General features: G+C 42.3%; 11 protein-coding genes. All 11 read right to left on the reverse strand.

The genetic code is table 11. The features are described 5' to 3' along the window. Positions 1 to 4: 4 nt before the first annotated feature. Positions 5 to 2,458: a beta-propeller fold lactonase family protein gene (locus AC060N_RS04515; protein ID WP_479526050.1), complete on the reverse strand. Its 2,454-nt coding sequence runs from the start codon at positions 2,456 to 2,458 to the stop codon at positions 5 to 7. A 15-nt stretch (positions 2,459 to 2,473) separates the two neighbouring features. Next, positions 2,474 to 3,310, reverse strand: a complete 837-nt coding sequence (locus tag AC060N_RS04520) for a hypothetical protein (RefSeq protein ID WP_479526051.1) — start codon at positions 3,308 to 3,310, stop codon at positions 2,474 to 2,476. Positions 3,311 to 3,588: 278 nt separating this feature from the next. Continuing rightward, a complete protein-coding gene (locus AC060N_RS04525; RefSeq protein ID WP_479526052.1) occupies positions 3,589 to 4,254 on the reverse strand; it encodes a hypothetical protein in 666 nt (221 codons plus the stop codon). Positions 4,255 to 4,258: 4 nt separating this feature from the next. After that, the gene (locus AC060N_RS04530; protein ID WP_479526053.1) at positions 4,259 to 4,762 is read right to left on the reverse strand and encodes an RNA polymerase sigma factor; all 504 of its coding nucleotides are present in this window, start codon (positions 4,760 to 4,762) and stop codon (positions 4,259 to 4,261) included. 407 nt (positions 4,763 to 5,169) lie between these two features. Continuing rightward, positions 5,170 to 6,123 carry an L-threonylcarbamoyladenylate synthase gene (locus AC060N_RS04535; RefSeq protein ID WP_479526054.1) on the reverse strand — a complete coding sequence of 318 codons (954 nt, stop codon included), beginning with the start codon at positions 6,121 to 6,123 and terminating at the stop codon, positions 5,170 to 5,172. A 149-nt stretch (positions 6,124 to 6,272) separates the two neighbouring features. After that, positions 6,273 to 7,595 carry an MFS transporter gene (locus AC060N_RS04540; protein WP_479526055.1) on the reverse strand — a complete coding sequence of 441 codons (1,323 nt, stop codon included), beginning with the start codon at positions 7,593 to 7,595 and terminating at the stop codon, positions 6,273 to 6,275. A 329-nt stretch (positions 7,596 to 7,924) separates the two neighbouring features. Then, positions 7,925 to 10,324, reverse strand: a complete 2,400-nt coding sequence (locus AC060N_RS04545; RefSeq protein ID WP_479526056.1) for a hypothetical protein — start codon at positions 10,322 to 10,324, stop codon at positions 7,925 to 7,927. A 63-nt stretch (positions 10,325 to 10,387) separates the two neighbouring features. After that, positions 10,388 to 11,227, reverse strand: a complete 840-nt coding sequence (locus tag AC060N_RS04550) for a hypothetical protein (RefSeq protein WP_479526057.1) — start codon at positions 11,225 to 11,227, stop codon at positions 10,388 to 10,390. Positions 11,228 to 11,243: 16 nt separating this feature from the next. Further along, a complete protein-coding gene (locus AC060N_RS04555) occupies positions 11,244 to 11,657 on the reverse strand; it encodes a DUF4878 domain-containing protein (protein ID WP_479526058.1) in 414 nt (137 codons plus the stop codon). A 10-nt stretch (positions 11,658 to 11,667) separates the two neighbouring features. Beyond that, on the reverse strand, positions 11,668 to 12,207 hold the full coding sequence (locus AC060N_RS04560) for a YiiX/YebB-like N1pC/P60 family cysteine hydrolase (protein ID WP_479526059.1): 540 nt from the start codon (positions 12,205 to 12,207) through the stop codon (positions 11,668 to 11,670). Positions 12,208 to 12,674: 467 nt separating this feature from the next. Then, positions 12,675 to 17,399: a cadherin-like domain-containing protein gene (locus AC060N_RS04565; protein ID WP_479526060.1), complete on the reverse strand. Its 4,725-nt coding sequence runs from the start codon at positions 17,397 to 17,399 to the stop codon at positions 12,675 to 12,677. Between the last annotated feature and the right edge of the window lie 242 nt (positions 17,400 to 17,641).

Consider the following 17,641-nt stretch of genomic DNA (forward strand, 5'->3'; position numbering starts at 1 on the left):
TTGCCTAATCGTCGTCATCGTCTTTCACAGGAACCACGAATGCACTGTGGCGCGGGGCCGGCATGACGGCGTTTTCGCCTTTAATCGCTTTCCAGATGACTTCGTTCAAAGCGATATCCGGAGCTGCGTCTTCGTGCGAAAAGTCGAAGGTGGCCGATAGCTTGCTACTGGCGTTCACGGCTACATTGCGTTTGTTCAGGTCGATGTTGGCCGGCTTATGTTCGTAGGGCGTAAAATCGGGATGATTGGTGAAACACTTGTAGAGCGGGGTTGCGGCCGCATCGTACTGGCTCATGGGCGGCAGGCCCAGAATCAGTTCAATGGTGCGCAATACACCCGAAGTGGAATACATGTCGTGAATCACGGCGTTGCGTTTCACATACGGGCCGGCCACAAATACCGGCGAGCGGTGTGCGTCCACATGGTCGGGCCCGTTCTGCGCATCGTCTTCCAAAACAAAAACCACCGATTCTTTCCAAATTGGACTGTGGGAAAGATGTTCCAGGAAACGGCCCAGTGCCAAATCGTTATCAGCGACGGCAGCCCGTGGCGCAATACTTCCCAGATGTTGTCCGCTGGTATGGTCGTTCGACAGCCGGATGGTGTTGAAATGCGGAACGGCATGGCGGGTAACCAACGAATCAAAGTCGTGCATCCAGGCATCTACCCGAACCTGGTCTTTAATATTCAGGTCGAAGCCGGGTGACTTTGGACAAATATGGCCTTTCAGTGCTTTCAGCGATGTTTTGCCCATGTTGCAGAACTCGCCGTAACTGCGGTAACTCACTCCGGCCCGCTGGCAGTAGTTCCAGATATAACCGTCGCGTGGGTAGCTGGCTTTCATTTGCCCTTCGTAGCCGTAGGTGCCACCCCGATTGCCATAATAAGTTGGCCAGGTTTTCTCTACCACGTCAGTGGCGTAGGCGGCCGTGCTCCAGTTGTGACCGTCGGCGCTCACTTCGGCATCGGTGTAGAAGTTATCCAGCAACACAAAATCGTTGGTAATGGCGTGATGGTTAGGTGTTACCCTTTTTCCAAAAATACAAAGTGAATCAACGCCGTTACCTTTCTTCACATCGCCCATTACCTGGTCGTAGGTGCGATTTTCCTTGATGATGTAGAAGACGTATTTGATGGGAGAGACGTCACCTTTCTTGCGGGGAATGGGATTTCCCTTTTCGCCGGGCGCGTCTTTTACCTTCTTCTCGTTGAACGGCGTGTTGGCGTAAACCTGGCGGGTGTACTTCTTTAGCAGTGCTTCATCCGGATTGTCAATAAAAGAGAGAGCTCCTTTGAACAAGCCGGCAATGTACTGCACATGTTTCTTCGCCGAAATCCCCTGCTGATAACCGCTGTCATCTTTTTTCGATACGGGTTGCGGTCCGTCCGGGTTGGCCATCGAAGAGAAGCCTTTTCCGTTGGTCACCAAAATTTTGTTGCCCAGTGTTTTTACATTTGTGGGGTACCATCCTACCGGGATGAAGCCTTTACTCTTGCTATCTCCCGGTTCGGAGACATCAAACACGGCTAAACAATTGTTGTCCGCATTGGCAATGTACAAGGTCTTTTCGTCCTTCGACAAAGCCAGCCCATCGGTGGTTGAGCCGGTTAAACGGGTTGGATAAAGCGCTGCTGAAAGCGTTTCGATGACCTTGTTTTTGCCGGTGTTAATAACCGAAACCGTGTTATCATTCGCGTTAGCTACATACAGAATTGTACCTTTTTTATTCAGGACTAATTCATTGGGATGACTGCCCGTTTTGATTTCGCCGGTAATCTTCTTTTTAGCCGTGTTGTACACAACGACATGATTCTTACCCCACAACGATACATACAATTTCTTCTGGTCGGGAGACAACACACAGCTGTACGCTATTCCCGGCAACGGAACACTATCGATTATCTTTTTCGTTTTCAGGTCGATGGTGTAAATGCGGTTATCCTCTTTGGTCACCGTGTACAGCACCCGGTCGTTTTTGCTAACCGCTATCCCGGTAGGACAAATTTTGCCTTTGGGCCAGGGTTTTGCCAGTCGAATGGTATCGGGGACACTAAGTTGATTGTTGTTTAGATGAAAATCCAGGATGATGTTGTCGTATCCTCCGGATGCATACAGGTGCTTTTCATTATGACTGAAAGCCAATCCGTACCACGATTTTCCAACCACTTTTGTGTAGAGCAACTTCTCGTGCTTCGGGTCGATCAGCTGTACCGTTTGCGTGCTTTCGCCATTATTGGTTACAGCCGCGTATTTCCCTGATGGGCTGACTTGCAAGTTAAGCGGCAAATCGCCCAGAGTTAAAGCTGTTCCGGCAGGACTTAATTTCCAGCCGTTGGGCAACAAAACCTGTTGGGCGTTCCCGGTGGGGCCCGGCGTTTGCGCCGAGCTCGGTTTTCCCTGGAATAATGAAATAATAATGGAAGCCAGGATGACTCCTGCTTTGTAAAAGTGATTCATCTATTGAAATTATTTTTAACTACCTGAAAGATTAAAGACAATTCGTGCACGTACCATTAAACCTGCCTGAGAAGGGAGTTCCCGGATGGCTGCCGGATTCGTCTCATTGCTACGGGACGCGTACATGACGGGACCACCAGAGAGGGAAAAAGAAAAACGGGATGCACTGGGCACCAGGTTGAGCGATGGTCCGACCAGTATTTTGGCACCGCCTTCGGCTTCTTCCGGGTCCCAAAGACCCTCTAAATCTTCTCCTACGGCTTCGACTCCTCCGTACAAACTGCCCAGTAACTGATATTGGACGCCCAGGCTTGTCAGGATGTCAATTTTATCACGGTTGCTGGAAAATGCCTTTCCCAGTAATACATTTCCTCCAATGTTCCAGCGGGACGCCTCCCAGGAAGCAGTTATCCGGCTTAAGGCAGATGTGACACTGCTGAAATCGCGCTGCAGTCCCAGACCGATTCCAAGCCGTAATCCACTGACTTTTTTACCTCCGATAACGTCGCGGATGACTTCCACCTGTTGTGAACTGACGACGTCCTGGTTTGCCTGAAACCCCAGTGCGGCGTTCACGTTTAAGGTGAACCGATGGCCTAAATAGCCCTTCAAGGCGAACTGCTGTCCAACGCCGTCGTAACCAAATAGTTCTTCGGAGCGTTTGCCGTAGCTGCTGGAGTAATTCAGGCTCCAGGAGTGATCGTCGGGAGTAAGTGTTGAAACCGAGAAGAGAAAAGGTTCCGGGGTCCGGTTGGACGGCTCAACATACAGATTGTTGTCTTCAACGGTTTGTGCCACGGCTGAGAAACTCAGCATTCCGGATAGGGCCAGGAGCAGGAGTTTTTTGTTCATACGACTGTTCATTTTGCCTTAGACTTGGTAAGCATATTATTGAATCATGTTTTGTAAACGCTGGAAAGCAAAGAGGGTTTCCACTTTTTGCACATTATGCGGAACAAATATGCATTAATTAAAATCATTCCATATAAAGGAACATGAAACCTTTCAATTACACGTAAAATTTGAGTTAAAACCAGATGTCAAAAATGTTTTTTTAACGAAGTCAGCAGTACGAACCCAATGGTATTTTGAGCAGAGTTTATTTCTAATCTTTTGAGGCTCGAGTCATTTTACATCTCTTCCTGTTCGAATTCTTCGATCTGTTTCAAAAAGCCAAGTGCCTCATCTACTTGATTCCCGCTTCCCTGTAACAGCCAGTTCAGCCATTTTTTGTTGATGTTTTTGGGCCTGATGGCTCTGTGTATTACCAATGATAATACTTCCAGGATGACAGTAGCAATCCCGAAAGAGACGAGCATGCGGTAGTTCATCACTTCCACCATATCAAATTGAAAGAGCGCTTTCACCACAAACAAGCCAATGAACGGGCTGAACGGAAGTATCCATGCTCCGATTCGTAAATTAGTCACCACCGAGAATTTAATCTTCGAGATATCCTTCTGAAGTTTCACAATGGGAGCATTGTAATCGACCGAAAGAATCTGCTGCAGTTGCCTGACGGATGAAACGACCAACATAACTGAGAACAGGGCCACAACAGCGCCTGAGAACATGAAGTACCAGGTTCCCCAATTCGCTACCGCGAAATAGAGGGCATACGATGCGGCAAAGAGGAAAAAAATCAGCGTACTGATGGGAAGGAAAAGCAAACTTCTCAGGGATGATTTGGCTTTGTCCATTTTAACTTCCCGTAAGAGTGTTGCATTGAGTTTTCGGGTACTGTCTAGCAATGCTTCATTCTGTTTCCAGAGTTCGTGTATATTTACGTTTTCCATGATGTTATTGATTAAATTTTTTCTTGAGTTGTTTTTTGATCCGGTTGATTTTTGTGCCCACGTTACTGACCAAAATTCCCATCGCTTCCGAGATTTCGGTGTGGCTGTTGTCATCCAGATACATAATCAGAATCGCCTTGTTCAACGGGTCGAGTTCGTCAATTAGTTCCCGAAGCCGTTTGAGATTTTCATCGATTTCAGGTTCTTCGTCTTCTTCCACGCTGACCAGTTTGTCCGGTATTGGTACCACATATTTTTGCCGGCTTTTTAGTTTCCGATAGTGTGAGATAGAAACGTTGAAAGCAACTTTGTACATCCAGGTGGTTACTTTCACCCGGTGATCGAATTTCTCGTATCCTTTGATGATTTGAAAGATGATTTCCTGGAGCAGATCCTCCTGTTCGTGAGCATCGGAGCAATAGCTGTTAGCGACTTTGTAGATAAGTCTCCTGTGTTCCTCTATGAGATGAACTATCTCGGTATGATTTCCTGTATTCCTGTTTTTCATCTCATTCGGTTTTTAACGGCTCCATCCCGCGTTCTTTAATGATTCCTGCGGTTTGCCATCGGTTAAATTAGTTTTCCATCTAAACATCTTGTTTTCTTTTTAGGTTTTGTTTACCTCATTTATCGCCTGACTTTCAAAAAATCACACTGCATAGGAATTTTTTTTGCGAGGCCGGTACGATAGATTGACTACCCATTTCGTTTGGTTTCATTGAATGAGAAACAAATGGGTTATCATTTGGATGGTCATTCACCCCAAGGAATTATTCAGGAAGCTATTGCAAACCTTGAAACTTGAGGAACAGGTTTGCTTGTTAGAGGAAATGATGGCTTTTCCGTTAAATGGGAATGCACATTTTAGGAAAAAGAAAGATGATTTGCAGGGACTGTTTTTGAAGCGGGTGAAGTTTAACCTTTTCTCCAGTTGTATTCTGCCTTTCTCAGTCGGTCCATAATGGCTTTGCCTATGCCGGTTTCGGCTACCGGTTCGGCGACTATGATCTCGATTTCGCTATCGTCTTCGAAGGTATGCATCGCATCGAACATGTTCACAGCGTACTCTTTCAAATCATTGTTTTCCGATACCCGGATGATTTTCCGGTAGCCGTTTTCGTATTTTCCGGTAAACGACAGTAAACCGGCTTTGCTTTTGTCGATATCCACCGGAATATTTTTGTCGGCCACAATCATTTTTTTCACCGGGCTGTAATGCGATTTCACCATTCCCGGGGCAACGATCGACTCTGTCTTTTCGGAATCGTCGAATGACAAAACTTCTTCGATGTCCTCTTTGGTGATGATTCCGTTGCGCAAAATCCGGAACCCTTTTTCGGTGAGCTCGATGATGGTAGACTCGATACCAACCGTGGTTTTCCCGCCGTCCAGAATGTAGTCGACGTCGGGCAATTGCTTTCTCACATGGTTGGCTGTGGTAGGACTGATGCGGCCAAATTTGTTGGCGCTCGGAGCGGCAATCGGGCGACCGGATGTTCTGATGAGTTCACGGGCAATTTCGTTAGCGGGCATGCGAATACCCACGGTAGGCAGTCCTGAAGTAACGATGTCGGGAACCAGTTTGCTTTTGGGAAGCACCAGGGTTAACGAGCCGGGCCAGAATTTTTCTGCCAGCAGGTAAACACGGTCGTCCACCTCAGCGGTCAGCTTTTTCAGGTCGTCCAGATCGGCAATGTGGATGATGAGCGGGTCGAACGATGGACGTTCCTTCAAGGCGAAAATCTTGGCCACAGCCATCGGGTCAAGCGCATTGGCTCCCAAACCATAAACGGTTTCGGTGGGGAAGGCTACCAGTTTCCCTTCCTGAATCAATCGAGCCGCCAGTTCCATGTTATTTTGTCGATCCATGCTTCTTCTTACCAATTTCGAAATGTTGCCATTATTACAACACTGCCTTCGCAAAGGTTCATTAATCCGGCTGCAAAAATAGCATAAGAAAGAGTATCGGAAAAATATTCCGGCGCTTTACACTGCTGCCATGCGATAAATGGTCTTTTTCACTCCTCGTCTGTCGTCACCCGCTTCTCCACGTTGGGTAGGCGGTAGCTTCGGTAAGCGCCCAGCAGCCCCAGCAACGAGAGGAATAAAACCACGCCTTCCACCGAAAGCAACGATACCAAAGCGCTCAAGCTTCCCACCAACAGGAGAATGATACCAATCAGCGTATTGCTAATCGACACATAGTTAATGCGGTCGTTACCGGTGGCCATGTCGATGACGTAGGTTTTTCGTCCCAGCCGGACGCCCTGGTGGGCAATTCCTAAAATGAAAAAAGCAGCCGGGTAAATCCAGTGGTAACTTCTAACCGAGTCGGTGTACCGGGCGATGAAGAAAGTGGCAATACCCAATCCCGATGCAATCAGTATGGCTGCCGACATCACGTTCTTGCTCGAGCGGTCGGCATATTTTCCCCAAATGGGCGAACTGACGATGGAGGCAACTCCTTTGGCCATGATGAACAGGCCCAGTAGGTAGGCTTCTTTGCCTACGTATCGCTGTGCCAGTATCACGTAAAACGGGGCCGACAGAGCCGAGCACAACAACAAAGTGCGGGCAATGATGAAATTGCGGAAATGTTTGTCGGTTTTCAGCAGGCTTAATTGGGAAATCGCGCTATTCTCTTCGTCATCTTCCGGTGCTACTTCTGACGGAAATTCTTTGATGCGCGAATAAATCACGGCAGCCACCAGCCACGTTGCGGCGGCGAAAAAGATAATATCGCTGTAAAACGAGAGGGTGGGATGGTGATGCGATTGATAAAGAATGTACAGACCGGTCGCCAAAACCAAAACACCCGATGCCGAAACGGAGTATCCCTTCAGTTTGCCCCGCCGGGTTTTGGGAATGGTCTTCCCGGTGATGGCCTTCGACGACAGAGAACTGAGGCTTCTGGACAAACTGAAAAATACCAGGGCAACAATGATGAGCCATCCCGCCGTGCGCCCCTCAAAGTTCAGTACGATGAAACCAATGGATGCAATCGCCAGGAACTGAAGCAGCGAACCCAGCACCCAAATCCATTTCCTCACCGCCCGTTTGTTAACGTATTTGGCAAACAGCACCTGCGGAACCATGGCGCCCGATTCCCGGATGGGCACAATGAAGCTAATCAGGTAAACCGGCGCGCTCACATAGCTCATCAACCACGTTAAAACCGTTTTGGGATTGCTTAGCGTATCGCCGAGTTTGGTAAAAATCTGACTGAAGATGGTCAGGAAGAAATTCCGTGGAACGTACCGGCAGGCATCCTCCGAAATTTCAGTGCAAACCCGTTCATTATCGTTTTCCTGAGTAAGATAGCGATATAGTTTTTCAATCATTTAAATTTCCCTTGTTCTATTAAGTGAATAGCTGACTTACCAATATTTTAACACGTTTCAAGGTATATGGTTTTGTGCTGGCAGTGTCAGAAGACTATTCAACTAAAAAAAGGGGAGTGTTTTGCGCGTTCTTGTCTTTATCAAAATCTTGATGATATGATTCTATCAACCTCTCCAACGAAGTAGCATCAAGTTCGATAACCAGATGTATTTTCAGTGTTGACAAATTTAGACAATTGCATTTGTAAAAATGCTGCTATTAAAGTAAACGGACATTTTCAATCGGGTTAAGAACTTCAAACTATCAAAAACTCAATCACTATTGTATGTTATTTGTCAACGCGAACAGAAATAGGATTTGATTTAATCGTATGAATTTTTTCTATTTTCTCAAATGTCGAAAAATCCAGACCGGAGGAATTTCTTGCGAAAAAAGTACCTTTCATTAGTTCTTCATTATCCTTCCCCAAATAAAGACAAGTAACTGTCGATGCGTCTTTATATTCGAGAGTTATGGGAGAAGGAGTATCCTTATACAGCGTTTCCCGGTATGGCTTTGCAGTCGTTTCCATTTTAAGTAATATGGTTAGAAACGGTCTGGACCAATGCGCACCAACGACCTTTGTTCCGGAAGGCTCATAATAGCGAGCAGGGTCTTTATGTATTGTTTCAAACCTGATTGTTCCTTTTTCTGCAATTGCATTTATTTTCTCACCATATTCATTTCGAATTGGTTTAATACGGTCCTCCAGTTTCTTTATTTCCATTCCAATCTTCAGGTAATTATTTTCATTAACGACCTTTTGGAGCGCTTCAATTTTGTCATTTATGGCTTGAATTTTATCCATGGCTTCATGGGCCAGGGAAATGATTGTTTCCCTGTCTGTGAGTCCTTCACAGCTGAAGGAACATGGTGCTTCTTTTACAAATGATTTGAAACCCCGGTTGGCAGAAGTTGAAGACCTGACGTAATCTCGTCTGGCGTCATTCAGTGTTTTGTTACAATCTATGATATTGTCATCAGCATCCAGAACAAAATAGATGTTGTTTTCATCTTTTTTGAGGGAGTTTAAACATTGGTTTAGTTTCTCTTCGCATAGTTGTTTGCTAGCCGGAGCACCAGAACAGTCACTGCAATTTTGGAGATAGAAATATTTGGTTGGTTCTGTAACCTTAATATCTTTTTTATCTGAAACATCTTCACCTTCGACAGTCGCATAGGCCGAAATATAATGTTCTGATACAGATGATTCTTTCGCATATACTTCATAATATATCCGATCTTCTTCTTCCAGATTATCCTTACTTATAAAGTCATTTTGGGCCAGGTCATGTTTTTTTATTTCCAAACCATCATTTCCGTAAACAGTTATTTCATTTTTCTGGATGTCAAAATTGGTTTCGATATGGAAGATTAAAGGTTGAATACTTTGCTCTCCAAAAATTCCAACCACGAGGTCATTCCGATGTCCTATGATCTCTAATTTTGGAGTTGGCCAGTGTCTTTCTTTGATGCGCATCGCGGCATCGTATGACATTTTTAATCCAGCTACAATGACTGCTGATGCAGCGATATATGGTAACAATGGGACTAAGACGGGAGCTGAACTGGCCAAAGTGGTTGTCGCACTGGCAAGTGTTCCTTCCAAACCTATTAGTCCAACAGTTGTATTTAATTCATTTAAAAGAAACCGATTGTCAGGGTCAAGCTTACTAATGCCAGCGGACAAACCAGTTTCACTGGCCACCGCCAATGCCGCTTTTCCTAAATTGGGAGCGGCTACTGCCGATAAAACAGCGGATAGGGCGGTCGCAGCATTTGCCACTCCACCTGATAAATTAGGCTCAGTATATTGGAATCCCGAGCCAGGATGTGGGCCGTGTTTATTATCCCTTTCAAAAGGTATTTCCTCCGATTTTTGTATCGGGGCAATATTTAAATTGACTGTTTTCTTTTCAATTAAATTACCGTCTGTATCTTTCACAAGTAATTTTGACTCTCCCGTTGCAGCTGAATGTATTTTGATGACCAGATTATCAGTTACGATCCACTTAGGAAGACCGTTTTCGTCAAATTCCATAATCAAACCGTATGAATCTTTATTTTCTTTAAATACAAGCGATTTTACTGTTTTATAATCTTCTCTCAAATCGAATCCCATAATGTTCCCGTTTTGGTGTAATGCCAGCAGGTCCATATCCGGATCTTCAGTTCTAAGTAGTGCAAAGTCATCATAAATCCCGGTTTTATTGATTGGTGGTGATTTTGTCGTCAGTTGCGACTGCGGAGTTGATTGCAAAGTATGTGATACTGCCACAGCAGTTTCCTGGTATGGTTTGTCTTTTGTAAGTTCCCGAATTCTCTTCTGCAGCGGGTCGAGAAGTTTTTTAGCCTTCTTTTTGGACATAGGCAGCAGGTTGTCCGCCCATCCCTGCTCACTTTCGTATTGCCTTCCCAAAATTCCAACGGTCAACGCTCCTTCCGAATATTCAACTTCAAACCGTAACCGGTTTTTAATCATCAGGGCCTTGTAGTAATAATAGTTTGTTTGACCTCTCCCGGTATATTTGTTTACAGACGGGCGTGGAAGTTTAACATCCTTGAATGCCTGAATGACTGCCGGCCAAACAGCTTCTTCGGAAATGTTTTCAATCGTGAATGATTTGTATTCCTGTGCATTTAATGTAGCCGCAGAAATTAGAAACGCAATGAAAAGGAGCTTTTTCATAAAGGCTTTGAAAACTAAGGAATCCTGACCTCCATTGAATTGAAGATCAGGATATTGATTAAATTAATCTTCTTCTTGATAAGTGTAGGGTAAAGGGATACTGTAAATACTCATTCTGTGCACTTTCCCTGAGTTACTCAGTACTCGAATGTCAAACTGAGGTAACGTGTTCATTTCCCAACTGAAATGTTCGCAGATTAGCGTTCGGTTTTCATTGGGTTTTATTACCGCTTCAAGACTCGCCTTGGGAATCCATTTTACATTTCCTCGGTCCCCGGTTAAGTTGTGATTAACCCTTTCTTTAAAACCGTGTAGTGGGATTCTGACCTTAGCGTCCTCGGTATTTTTGTTATGTACCAGAAATTCAAGGATTAGATGCTGATTTTCATCTTTACTTGTCTTCATTAATTTAAAGTCCAGTCCTTCGACGGTCAATACAGGATTGAACGCCAGAATTAGTTTTGACGTTCGAACGGCCTCTTTCATTAAGGCTTCATCTTTACTTATTTCAGTGATTCGATCAGCAACTGCCTGTACGTACTTTTTGTAGTTCTTTTTAGACAAGTTGCCAACTGATTCTGACCAACCTTCGGAGGATTTGTACTGACGATCAGCAATTTTAACTGTTAGAGTAGGAGCCTCATATTTAAAGTAGAGATGAGCGTGGTTTTGAACCGCAATGCTTTTCCATTCAAACCAATTGGATAATAGAACTCCTTCCTTCATGTTTAGTTGGCCAATCGGAATTTGGTTGTCATTCATGGCCATTTCGGCGATTTGCCATACAGATTCAGGTTGAAGACCGTCAATATTAATTTCAGGATCATTACCAAAAATCTGGGCATTGGCTTGGACGAACCAAAATGATATGACGATTGTAAGAAATACTTTGAGTAGTTTCATGGTTCTGATTTTTGCGTTAACTCATTACAAGTAAATGCCATTTTCCATCAATTTTCTTCAGATCATAACTTTGGTTATCTTCTTCATCATTTCCATAGATGATTTTAAAATCAACTGTGCCTGAGTTACCATCATCAGCTACTGTTTCGTTGATGATTTCAAGTTTTTTGAAGCCATCTCGCTTGGCTACATTTTCTTCACCGGCCATTAACATCGCTTTTACCTTTTGCTTTTCAGCATCCGAGAGTTTTGTTCCATCTTTAAGTGCAAAAAGCTCTGCAGCTTTGTCGTAATTTTTGTCCACTACATGCGAGTAAAACTTTTCGACTGTTTTGGCAGGTGAGTTACTGCTGCTACCTCCTCCTCCACATGATGGCAGGATGAGAGAAACGATAAAAATTGCTACGATAAAAATTCCATTCTTTTTCATGATTTTGGTTTTAATGATTAATTATTTGGGTAAAATTTGGGTTTTCAATCAGGGTTCCGGGAAATATTAATTGCTTCTTTCCTAAAATGAAATTGAATTCGGTCGTATGAATCTTTTTTAGGTTGAGATATGTTTGGTTGAATGCCTTAATGACTAATTCTGTACAATAGAGTTTGTCGTCTGTGGTAAGGTCGTAATTGTTATCGAAGAGCAATCGGTTAGTGTAAAATTGGAGTGCGTGTCGGGCAGCTGATTCGTTCACTGCTTTCGGAAATTTTGAGCGGTAAATGGCGAAAGAAGATGCTTTCTTCGGAGAGAGGAATTCGGCGAGCTTTTCTTTTTTAATAAAATCCGGTCCTTTTTTGTTTTCTCCAGGTACGGCATGAATCACATACCAATCCTTATTTTCGTTAATTAAGATGCCAACATGTGAAAATCGACTTTTCCGGTCAGTGGCAATAACAACATAGCTTTCAGGTGAGATTCCACGACGGAAGACCAAATCCCCGCTCTGTAGTTTTGACTCGAAGTTGAAATGAACGGAGGCCATAGGTTGCCTGAAAGTTCCAAAACAACTTATCAACAGCAGGATCAAGAAGAAAAAAGGTAAGAGTTTCAATATGTTTGTTTGGTTACCACGCATCAAATTTTATGCTTAGTAGGCTTCTAACAGATATGACTGTTGTTAATGTGTTGATTAAGGTTGGTTTAGTGTGGTGGATGAAGTTTATTGAAATGAATAGAATTGGTGAGACAACCTATTCAAGAAAGAAAAATAAGCGCTGGAGCATTTAGGGTCGCAATATTTCAAAGTTGCACAGCGCTTATTTTTCATACAAGTTACAATGTAAGCGGCATATAGTCAATATGTAAAAGCAAAAATAATGAACGAACGGTTGGAAAAGTTTACTTTTTGTTATTCGTTGGTTCTTATCAATTCAATCTTATGAAAAGATTAGGCTCGAAATTAAGTCGCTGTGCAATGGCAAAAAGATTGAGAAAGGAGAAATAGAATGACTAATTAACTACAATCTTTTGGTTTGCAACTCCTTGTTCTGTTACTAACCTGCAGAAATAGACTCCATTTGTAAGTATTTTTATCGCCAAAGGGATTTTGTGTGTTCCAATGTTCAGGTTCTCATCAAGCAAGGTGGAAATTTTACGTCCTTGTATATCAAAAATCGAAAGATTAATATGTCCTTGCTTTATCACAGCAAATTCCAGAATCGACTTCTCCGTTAACGGGTTGGGATAAACCTTTAAATCAATAGTATTATCTTTCAATACTGAAATTCCAGTAGGCGTTGTTAATGAGATGTTGAATTGTTTGTTTAATAAAGAAAATGTTCTATCGGTTAGCTCAAAAATGAAGGAATCTGATGACTCGCTGCCACCATTGCTGACATATTTGATTTTACTGGTTTGTATATCTTCCTCTGAAAATTTGTAAATCTTAACTCCTGGATTATCAATTTTCTCAATAATTCCATATAAAGGAGGAGTTTTAATTTTGTAGATTAATTCGTCGTCAGGAACTTCAGCATCGGTTGCATGTAAATATTCGTCAGAAATTATTCCCGAATTTCCACGCTCAACATTCAATGTGCTGTTTTTAAGAATTACGGGCTCGTTATAGTCTCTGATAGAGTGCAAATAATTGAGTCTTTCAATATATCCTTGCTCAATTTCTTCATAACTGTTATTAAATACTTCGAAATCTAATCCTGATTGAAAAAATTCCTTTATTTTCAGATAACCTTGCGTATCACGCAGGAAGCGAATAAATTCAGTTCCGAAAAAATAGCAATCAGCACCCCATTCCAATCCCGGTTCGCCAGCATGAGCATTTGTTATTAGTTCTTCAAGGGTTGGTTCCCTGTTAAACTTGTTTTTATAGAAGCTAAAAACATATTCTACCTTCCATAAATCATCGTATGATTTTAACTCCTCATTTCCTCCTGTAGCCATGCCTCCCGAGAGATTTGCCATTCCTTCTTGATAAAATCCAACAGGCATTTCGGGATAAATAATGCTATTATATACATGGCCGAATTCATGTGCCAGAAGCCAATCATAACCATCATAGGGACCACCCCAAAAATTATGTGGAGATATATCTAATCCACCAGCACCTCCATTCCAGTTGTCATAACCGGTCATATCCATACCTGTTTTTTCATCATAGTAAATAACAAGGTTAAACTTCCTGTTGACCTCTATCTGAAATGAATCGATATAAAATTGCCGGGGCCGTTCCAACCAAACAAAGAAGCTGTCAATAAACATGGTGTCGCGCGAAGAGCAATAGATATCAAAATGTTCGTTTGATGCATAATTTTTTATCCGAACAACATCGGTTGTGTCATAAAAATAGATCAAATGTTTATTCCATCTTTCAATATGCGAACTGTAAGGTGCCGTTCCATAATAATCCAATAAACCAACGATTTGTCCTTCGACATACGAAACAATAATGTCTTTTTCGTATGTGCCGCTAAAAATATTCATTATATCAAGGTCTTCATGGGTAAAATCATAAGGGTGTTCTTCCCTGGCTTTTATTATCGAATCTAACCTGGGGCGAAATCCTTGTTCATACAGCCCAAATCCTTCTGTATAATAAGCTGGCAGTTCATCATATCCATTCTGATCACGAAATAGCTGGTACTTTTTGGCATATCCGGCAAAAGTGTTGATTGCCAAGCCTTCCATGCTTTCATAATATTCTTGTTTTTCGGTAGTATTAAGGGGAGAAAGATAGATGGTCTTCGTTTCCCGGTCGAAAAAACCTGATTTGGTTTCAGGTGTTGTTTCGCTTACAAAAGGTATATTGGCTTTTTCTGTGTAGTATATTTTTGTTTTAATGTTTTTGTCGATAAAATCTTCTTTCCCTTCTATGTTCCAAATTCCGCAGTATTTCTGAAAATAATTTTCCAATTCATCATTTATTTCCAACCAATAATCTGTTTCGTCTGCAATACTTGTGTAGAATTCGAAATGTTCGGTAGTTCCAACTTTTTCATAAACAGCAGGCTCAAATTCCTTCATTGAAAAATTATCGATCAAAACATACTCTGAATTGTCTGTGGTTGATTGGTAACGGATGGCAAAAACCAAAGTGTTTCCTGGGTTTTCGATTTCTATTCGTGCACTGTTCCAGGTCCATTCATTTTTCCAAAAACTATTGTCAAGTTCAGTCCAATCAGTTGCGGAAACATCACCTGAAAAGGAAGTAGTGAAATAAAATTCCGGTTTCATTCCATCTCCATGAAACCAATATTTAAATTCGATGGCAATATTAGAAATACCTTCGGTATTAATAACTTTAGAAACCAGCCAGTCGTTATTAGCCTGTGCCGGATTCGTTGTGATATAGAACCGTGCACATTTCCCGCCATCAATTCCATCATCGCCACTCAAATGCCACTGCTCGTCTCCAGTTATGGAGTAGGTTGTCCAGTTGGCATAGTCATTACTGAAATCGTCAAAGAAGGGGATTTCTGCATCCACCGAAGTTGATTGCAATGTTGTAAATTGGACTATTTCACCTGTTGCAATCCCTTCGCTATTTGTTGCGAAAGCACGGTAATAATAAGTGGTTTCAGGAGAGAGCCCGGTGAGTTCAAAAGAAAGTTCTCCGGTTGTGCCACCCACTGTTTCAACATGGTCTGCCGCCCCTGGATTTGTATTGGTTGAACTCCAGTAAAATCCGCGTTGAGTAATGGTTGATCCGCCATCAGTGCTAACCTTACCATTTAATATCGAGCTATCTATTGTGATCATAGAAGCTTGCAAAGTAGACACTTCAGGTTTGGTTGTGGCTTCCTCGAAAAAGCTTTTTAAATAAGCAATGTACGCAGCATCCATTTCATCGTAAGAAACATCGAAAACATTCCAATCTTCATCCTTTTCAAAAAATTCTTTTATGGTGGTATAATCGGTGTAGTTTTGAATCATAAAATACCAGAATGCTTGCCCGTAAGTGTAAACTGACATATATCCGTCTGTATCAGGCATAATGTCGGCCAATTGGGGTTCCCTGCCATTTTCATCTTCAAAGCGGTTAAACCCTTGTTCAAAATACCAACCGTAGTTTTCGAGATATTCCGCATTCTCTCCTTCATAGGCCATTATTTCAGCCATTCCTTCTGAATTAAAAGGAGCAATATCGAACAAGTGGGTTACGAAATTAAAATGAAAAGCATGGAAAAATTCGTGCGGAATTAGTGATCTTAAAGCCTCATCAATACCACCACCAAATGCCGATGGTGAAAGAAAATCTAGCAAATCGCCTGACCATCCACTTCCGCCGTTGTAGTTGTCGGAGTAAACCAAGCAGTACATACCTGCTTCTTCCGAAGGATAGATGATACAACTAAACTTGTGTTTGATATCCAAATCAAAAACATTGGTATAATGTGCATATTTTTCCTCCAGTTTAGATGCTATTTGGCTCATGAAAGGTCTGTCCTGTTCTGTATAATACAAATCGAAATGTTCGGTCTGATCTCTTAACTGGATGCAATCATCGTCATTTAACTCGTAGAAATATTTAAAATGTCGTTGATATAATGTCTCATAACCATCATAGTCAATACGCTGAATGCCCACTCTTGATAATGCTTGTGATTCAATATAAAACACCAGGAGATCTTTACGATAGGTCGTATCGAAACCATCAGTACTTTTGATATCGGCCAGACTTGGATACCCCCCATAATCGCTAATTGCTTGCAATATAGCTTCTTTGTTCGGTCGGTAGCCACAATAATACTGGGCAAAAGCTTCTGAGAAATAAGATGGTAAGTAATTATCGCCTTCTACCAGTAAACGTTTTTTTAGCATGAGCTGACTCAGCACATTTTTGCATACCGTGCCCAATGAGCCATTATACACCGGATCATTTAGAGGAGGTACAGCAACATATAGCTCGTTGGGTGTTTTATAACCGCCAAATTTCCAATCGGGGAAATCAATCCCAATGGCATCGTCTATTCCTCTTTGTGTAGTTAAGTATATTTTAATGGGCACATCGCTTTCATAAATAGCCTGTCTTCCTGGTCGATCCCAGTAGGAACAGAGTTCAGCATACCAATCTTCGACCTGTGAACTTATCTCGTTCCATTGCTGAGTATCATCTGAAGTTGTTGAATAAAACTCAAAATGGTCTGTACTTCCCACCAATTGGTAGGTTGGAGGGGGGACATATATATTAACTCTGAAATTATCCAGCAAAAAAAGGATTCCTTGATTGGCAGGAGCTTGGTATTGGAAAGAAAAATAAACTGTATTTCCCGGATTGTCAATAACAATGTCATTGATGCTATGCCAAGAGTTCTCGTTTTCCCCTTGGGAATAGTCAAGCTCAGTCCAGTTTGATAGAGAAATATCTCCATTATAGTTTGTGGTGTAATAAAGTTTGGGTCTTTGACCTTCGCCGGAAAACCAGGTGTCAAAATTGATCTGAAGTTGGTTGCTTCCTTCACTGTTGATCGGGTTTGTAATCAACCAATCATTTTGATCTGTGTCACAAACTTCAAAACGCATACAATGTCCAGGATTACCATCCCAGGCTATTACGTGCCAGTATTGCCACCCTTCGAGGTTTTCTGTTGTCCATTTAGTGATATCTGTGCCATCTTCTTCTTCAAAATCATCGAAAAATAGAGTTGTTTGTGCCGTGCTAAGAATTGAAATACAGATTAACATTCCAACAAGCGGGATAAGTCGAAATTTTTTCATAGTAGGGTAGGTTTTGGTTTTTAGAAGTTACAATATAAAACTCGTAAAATCAATGCTTTGCTGCAGTGTTGTTGGTTGGGTGTGGTAGGCGGGATGATTCAATAATAGTAATAAGTTACGTTTTTGGATATAATTGTGCATCTCTTCATCTGTAGTTTTTTGAGTGCTGATTAGTGTTCTTAACGCGATGAAAACGGTTGGTTAGTAGACTGTGTTTTTGAATTATTTTACAGTAAAATACG

It is taken from the genome of Prolixibacter sp. DSM 2831 (assembly GCF_056493735.1).

Excerpts from the sequence above, each read along its gene's own strand:
- AC060N_RS04520 (WP_479526051.1), bottom strand. The coding sequence starts at position 3,310 with ATGAACAAAAAACTCCTGCTCCTGGCCCTATCCGGAATGCTGAGTTTC.
- AC060N_RS04550 (WP_479526057.1), bottom strand. The coding sequence starts at position 11,227 with ATGAAACTACTCAAAGTATTTCTTACAATCGTCATATCATTTTGGTTC.
- AC060N_RS04530 (WP_479526053.1), bottom strand. The coding sequence starts at position 4,762 with ATGAAAAACAGGAATACAGGAAATCATACCGAGATAGTTCATCTCATA.
- AC060N_RS04535 (WP_479526054.1), bottom strand. The coding sequence starts at position 6,123 with ATGGATCGACAAAATAACATGGAACTGGCGGCTCGATTGATTCAGGAA.
- AC060N_RS04555 (WP_479526058.1), bottom strand. The coding sequence starts at position 11,657 with ATGAAAAAGAATGGAATTTTTATCGTAGCAATTTTTATCGTTTCTCTC.
- AC060N_RS04515 (WP_479526050.1), bottom strand. The coding sequence starts at position 2,458 with ATGAATCACTTTTACAAAGCAGGAGTCATCCTGGCTTCCATTATTATT.
- AC060N_RS04545 (WP_479526056.1), bottom strand. The coding sequence starts at position 10,324 with ATGAAAAAGCTCCTTTTCATTGCGTTTCTAATTTCTGCGGCTACATTA.
- AC060N_RS04525 (WP_479526052.1), bottom strand. The coding sequence starts at position 4,254 with ATGGAAAACGTAAATATACACGAACTCTGGAAACAGAATGAAGCATTG.
- AC060N_RS04540 (WP_479526055.1), bottom strand. The coding sequence starts at position 7,595 with ATGATTGAAAAACTATATCGCTATCTTACTCAGGAAAACGATAATGAA.
- AC060N_RS04565 (WP_479526060.1), bottom strand. The coding sequence starts at position 17,399 with ATGAAAAAATTTCGACTTATCCCGCTTGTTGGAATGTTAATCTGTATT.
- AC060N_RS04560 (WP_479526059.1), bottom strand. The coding sequence starts at position 12,207 with ATGGCCTCCGTTCATTTCAACTTCGAGTCAAAACTACAGAGCGGGGAT.